Source organism: Nostoc sp. CALU 546, assembly GCF_048836525.1.
This window is the reverse complement of record NZ_JAWJTF010000067.1, coordinates 43,692-50,083: the sequence shown is the minus strand read 5'-3', so window position 1 is coordinate 50,083 and position 6,392 is coordinate 43,692. Positions and strand designations below refer to the sequence as shown.

The 6,392-nt window shown below is 41.6% G+C and carries 3 protein-coding genes; all 3 read left to right on the top strand.

Annotated features, from left to right (window positions below; all coding sequences use genetic code 11):
• Window positions 1-4,727, top strand: a 4,727-nt coding sequence (locus tag RRG12_RS27315; RefSeq protein WP_420761328.1) for an amino acid adenylation domain-containing protein, incomplete at its 5' end; no start/stop codon positions are given.
• 90 nt (window positions 4,728-4,817) lie between these two features.
• Window positions 4,818-5,642 (top strand): hypothetical protein, encoded by an 825-nt coding sequence (locus tag RRG12_RS27310; RefSeq protein WP_069074352.1) that lies wholly within the window; start codon window positions 4,818-4,820, stop codon window positions 5,640-5,642.
• Window positions 5,643-5,794: 152 nt separating this feature from the next.
• Window positions 5,795-6,373 (top strand): adenylyl-sulfate kinase, encoded by a 579-nt coding sequence (gene cysC, locus RRG12_RS27305; RefSeq protein WP_420761327.1) that lies wholly within the window; start codon window positions 5,795-5,797, stop codon window positions 6,371-6,373.
• Window positions 6,374-6,392 lie beyond the last annotated feature (19 nt).

Below are 6,392 nucleotides of genomic sequence, written 5' to 3'. Positions count from 1 at the left end.
GGGAACAGGGAATAGGGAATAGGGAACAGGGAATAGGGAATAGGGAACAGGGAATAGATAGTAAAAGAAATAACCGTGCTATTGCGAAAGTTTATCGGGGAAATCAAACAGAATTTCAGACTTTCCCCCTTTCTTTCGCCCAACAACGCCTATGGGTTTTGGCGCAAGTTGAGCCGGACAGCCCTTTTTACAATATGTTTAAAGCTGTCCGTCTGAACGGGCGTTTGGATATAGAAATTTTAGAACGCAGTCTCAACGAGATTATCCGCCGTCACGAAATTCTACGAACTACTTTTAGTGCAGTTGAGGGAACGCCTGTACAAGTAATTGCTCTCCACGCAACTATGAAACTCTCGGTTGTAGACTTGCAACGATTGTCAGGAAAAGAACAGTCAGAACAATTGCAACTCTTAGCAACTCAAGATCAATTGCAACCCTTTGACCTTACCAAAGGATTGTTGCTGCGAGTCACTTTAGTGCAACTCAAGTCAGAGTCTTATGCTTTGTTATTGACCATGCACCACATTATCGGTGATGGCTGGTCAATGGGAGTATTCATCAAAGAATTGTCGAGTTTGTATCGAGGCTTCTTGGTTGGCGAACCTTTTCCCCTCCCAGAATTACCGCTTCAATACGCAGACTTTACGATTTGGCAACGCCAATGGTTGCAAGGAAAAGTACTACAAACCTCAATTAATTACTGGACGCAACAATTAGCAGACGCACCACCTCTCTTGGAACTACCTACGGATAGGCCTCGTCCCTCCGTGCAAACTTTCCGGGGTTGGTGTTTTTCCTTCCAGCTAGATGCAAAACTGACGGCATCGCTGAAAGAACTCAGCCACAAGTCAGGAACTACCCTCTTTATGACCTTGATGGCGGCTTATGCGACTCTACTGTTCCGTTACAGTGGTCAGCAAGATATTCTGCTAGGAACCCCGATCGCTAGCCGCAATTATCAAGATATAGAAGGGTTGATTGGCTTTTTTGTCAATACCTTGGTGATGCGAACTCGCCTAGAAGATAATCCGAGTTTCTCAAAACTACTAACGCAAGTACGTTCTACTTGCATGGATGCCTACGCCAACCAAGACGTACCCTTTGAGCAGATTGTCGAAGCTTTGCAAATAGAGCGCAGTCTCAGCCACAGTCCCCTATTTCAGGTGATGTTTGCATTGCAGAATGCTGCAATAGAGCAATTAGAAACGCCTGAATTAGCTGTTACTCCTCTACATCTAGATAATGTTAATGCCAAGGTTGACCTCACATTACAAATGTGGGAACAAGATAACTGCTTACAAGGGTTTTGGCAATATAACACCGATTTATTTGATGAAGATAGAATCGCTCGGATGACTGGTCATTTCCAGACATTATTAGCGGGAATTGTGGCGAATCCTCAAGCATCAGTGGGTACATTGCCATTGCTAACTGAGCGTGAACGTCATCAATTACTAGTGGAATGGAATGATACTCACATACCATATCCCCATACTAAATCTATCCATCAAGTATTTGAGGAACAGGTAGAACAAACACCAGATGCGATCGCTGTGGTGTATGAACACGAGTCCCTGACATACCGAGAATTGAGCGATCGCGCCAATCAATTAGCGCATTATCTACAAAGCTTGGGAGTCGGAACAGAAGTATTAGTGGGAATTTGCGTCGAGCGTTCGTCGAAGACGTTGCCGAAGGCATCGCTTGAGATGATTATCGCAATGCTGGCAATTCTCAAAGCAGGTGGTGCTTACGTTCCCTTTGATCCAGCTTATCCCCAAGAACGCTTGGCTTATATGCTGAATGATTCTCAGGTATCAATACTGCTGACTCAAGAACAGTTAACAGCGCAGATACCAGAAACCAACGCTAAAGTAGTATTTTTAGATACTTGCTGGCAGAAGGTAATTAGCAAATATAGCCAGAAAAACCCTGAAAGTGAGGCATCAAGCCATAATTTAGCTTATGTAATTTATACCTCTGGTTCCACAGGAAAACCGAAAGGTATAACCGTTACTCATCAAGCTGTGAATCGCTTAGTTTGTAACACTAACTACGTGAAGTTAACAGCTAATCATCGAGTTGCTCAAGCCTCGAATGCAGCTTTTGATGCTGCTACCTTTGAAATTTGGGGAGCTTTGCTTAATGGAGCTAGGCTAGTAGGTATTAGTAAAGAAGTCTTGCTTTCGCCGCCACAACTCGCCACACAACTCCAAGACCAGCAGATTGACTTTTTGTTCGTCACAACAGCTTTATTCAACCAGCTAGTAAGTCAAGTCCCAGGAATCTTTAAAACTCTCCAAACCGTTTTATTTGGTGGAGAGGCGGTTGAGCCAAACTGGGTCAGAACCTTATTACAAAATCAACCTCCAAAGCGACTGTTGCACGTTTATGGGCCAACAGAAAATACTACTTTCTCTTCCTGGTATTTAGTGCAGGAAGTACCAGAAGGCGCAAAAAATTTAGCAATTGGGCAACCAATAGCTAATACACAAATCTACATTCTGGATCGCCATCTCCAACCTGTACCGATTGGTGTTCCTGGTGAATTATGTATTGGTGGTGATGGTTTAGCCAGAGGTTATCTGAACCGTCCAGATTTAACCGAGGACAAGTTTATTCCCAATTCTATTGCTGAAGCAGAATTAACTTCTAGCAAAAAATTGTACAAAACAGGTGACTTAGCGCGTTACCTACCTGACGGAAATATTGAATTTATTGGTCGCATTGATAACCAAGTAAAAATCCGTGGTTTCCGAATTGAACTTGCAGAAATTGAGGTAGTTTTAACTCAACATCCCCAGGTAGGAGATGCCATTGTCATTGCTAGGGAAGATAAGCCAGGGATTAAGAGTTTGGCAGCATACTTGATCCCCGAAGGAGAACAGCCTAGCAGTAGCGAGTTGCGATCGTTCCTCAAGGAAAAGCTACCCGACTATATGATTCCTGCATCCTTCACAGTTCTGGAGGTATTGCCAATTACGCCCAATGGCAAAGTAGACCGCCGTGCCTTACCAGTTCCAGAGTTAGAGTTCAATGACGCAACTGGCTTTGTCTTTCCTCGCACCCATGCCGAAAAAATCTTGGTAAAAATTTGGCAAGATGTCTTACTATTAGAAAAAGTTTGTATTCACGACAACTTTTTTGAATTGGGTGGCGATTCCATTATTGGAATCCAAATTATCGCCAGAGCCAATCAAGCTGGATTAAAACTAACTCCAAAACAGCTATTTCAGCACCAAACCATTGCTGAGTTAGCTGCTGTAGCCGTGAAAACTACCTCCAATGAGGCAGAACAAGGCTTAGTTAAGGGCATTGTTCCCCTAACACCAATTCAGCATTGGTTCTTTGAGCGAAATTTACCCGAACCCCATCACTTTAACCAATCTTTCCTACTAGAAGTTCCGCCAAATATCCAACCGGAATTACTAGAGCAAGCATTACAAAAGTTACTGTACCATCACGATGCTTTGAGGCTGCGGTTTGTGCAGCAAGCAACGCAATGGCAACAGTACAACAGTGATGTCTGGGATGGCATATTATTAGCTAACGCTGATTTTTCTAACCTGACTCAAGCAGAACAATCAAAGGTAATTGAGTTAAAGGTAGAAGAAATACAGCGATCGCTAAATATAGCAGATGGGCCGCTGCTGCGGGTCGTTCTATTTAACTTCGGCAAATCTTCCGCTGGACGTTTGCTCATCGTCATCCATCACTTGGCTGTAGATGGGATTTCCTGGCGGATTTTGCTAGAAGACTTATCTGAGGCATACAAACAATTAGATAGTGGGAACAACATCCAACTTCCTGCAAAAACAACTTCCTTTAAGGATTGGGCAATCCGATTACAGGATTATGCAGACCATCAAAGACTGCATTCAGAGTTAGATTACTGGTTGCACTCAAGGTTGTTTGCAATTACTCCCTTACCGTCGGATTTTCCTGCTGTTGAGTCAGAAAACACTGTTGGTTCAAGTCGCATTGTTTCTGTATTTCTGAGTAGAGAACAGACTCGCGCCTTGTTGCAGGATGTTCCGGGAGCCTACAACACCCAAATTAACGATGTGCTATTGACCGCATTAGTACAAAGTTTTGCTGGCTGGACAGGCTATGATTCCCTACTGATTGAATTAGAAGGTCACGGACGGGAGGACTTGTTTGAGGATGTAGATTTGTCCCGGACAGTAGGCTGGTTTACCAGTATATTCCCCGTTTGTTTAAAACTTGCAGGTCTTCACCATCCTGGAGAGGCTCTCAAGTCGGTTAAGGAGCAACTGCGACGCATCCCCAACCGAGGTATTGGCTATGGCATCCTGCGGTATCTGAGCCACGATGCAACCATACACAAGCAACTTGGGCTACTCCCTCAAGCTCAAGTTAGCTTCAACTACTTGGGTCAATTCGACCAAACGCACCTAGCACCCCTTGGTTGGAAATATGCCCCAGAGTCTAGCGGTTCTATTCACAGTCCCAAAGGACAACGCCGCCATTTGTTGAATGTGAGTGGATTAGTCATTGAAGGCAGATTGCAACTGGATTGGAAATATAGCTCGGCTTTCCATCACCAGACTACTGTAGAAAATTTGGCTAACAAGTATGTGAAAGTTTTAGAAGCTATTATTGACCACTGCTTATCCCCAGAAGCAGGAGGCTATACTCCTTCAGATTTCCCTGAAGTTGGTTTAAGCCAAGAAGCGTTGGACGAACTGCTAGCAGAAATTGAATGAAGTTGTGAACAACTCATCTCTATCAAGAGAAGACGTATCCTCACTTTGTCCATTGTTTTAATTTTTCCACACCAACCATATTCATTATTTATGACAATCTCGAAAGCTACACTCACAACCGCGCGTGATTCAGGAGTTTTAGTTAATAAGCTTGCTTCCAAAATATCCTGCATTTCTTATCAAAGTATGCGTCGGTCTAGCAGAGTATTGAGAGAATTTGTACTTTATTATTTTCCCATTTATAACCTCTCAATGAATGATTTCTTTCGGTTTTATCCCATCTTAGGTTTTATTGAAGCTCTGGTTTATCAAACCGATGATGAAGTTGAAAAACTTCAAGGTGAAGGCTATGGAACACTACAACATTCTCCTTGGCGTTCTAAGCAAGAAATGATCTTGGCTGTTTTAGAAGAGTATAATCTCAAGCATTGCCATGTTGAATTGTATATGCAAAAGTTGGAAGAATATTTTGAATTAGAAACTCAACTATTAGCAGCATCTCATGTAACTCATGGAATGATTAAAAAAGCGGCTGAGTTACGTTCTTCTGATTATCGAATTTTACATTGTACTTTGTTAAAAATGTTAGGTTTAAATTACCCTGAAGATGAATTAAATGAAGAAATAAGGCTGATGTGGCCACTGGAAGTCTTAAATGACATTGAAGATGATTTGATGTTTTATTCCGAGGATGTTGCAGCCAAACATTATAATACCTACAGAATGTTTGTGAAAGTTTATGGAGAAAAAGCCCCTTACTTCTTAAGGAAAGAGTTAGACTTTTATGAAAGTCTCTTTCATAAACAGTTAGGACGATTTTCTGGGATGAAACGAGAATCTTTCATCAAACCCTGGAATGCTTATCGTCTTGACCATCCAGTACCAGTCATTCCTGAACCAATTCTTGAAGATTAAGATTAATGGCTAATAACCAATCGCTAATTGTTGATTTATTGCAGCTATTGGTTATTAGCAGCTTAATGTATAATTTTTGAAAAAGGAAAGATGAAAATTTTACAAAAATACACTTTTCCGAGAACAGCAGTTTAGTAAAAGCATAAGGTAGGATGGTGGAAAAACAGCGTGGTATAACAATATGGCTAACTGGTTTGAGTGGTGCTGGTAAAACTACCATCTGCCAATTTTTGGAAACAGAACTGCAACGCACCGGATATAAAATTGAAGTATTAGACGGCGATGTAGTTCGCCAAAACTTAAGTAAGGGGTTAACTTTTAGCAAGGAGGATCGAGACGAAAATATTCGACGAATTGGTTTTGTAGCTAATCTGCTAACTAGAAATAATGTGATAGTACTGGTTTCTGTTATCTCGCCATATCGAGCAGTTAGAGAAGAAGTGAAAAAACAGATTGGGGATTTTATTGAAGTATATGTCAATGCTCCATTAGAAGTTTGTGAACAGCGAGATGTCAAAGGTTTGTATAAAAAAGCTAGAGATGGTGAAATCAAAAATTTCACCGGAATTGATGATTTATACGAAATACCTTTAGAACCTGATGTGGAATGCAAAACTAATGAAGAAAGTATTGCCCAAAGCGCAAATAAAGTTTTAACTAAATTAGAAGAACTAGGGTATACCAATTCTCCATTGTTGCCACAATTCCAAAACAATTGCTCACGGATATGATAAAAAGTAGGAAGAGGTG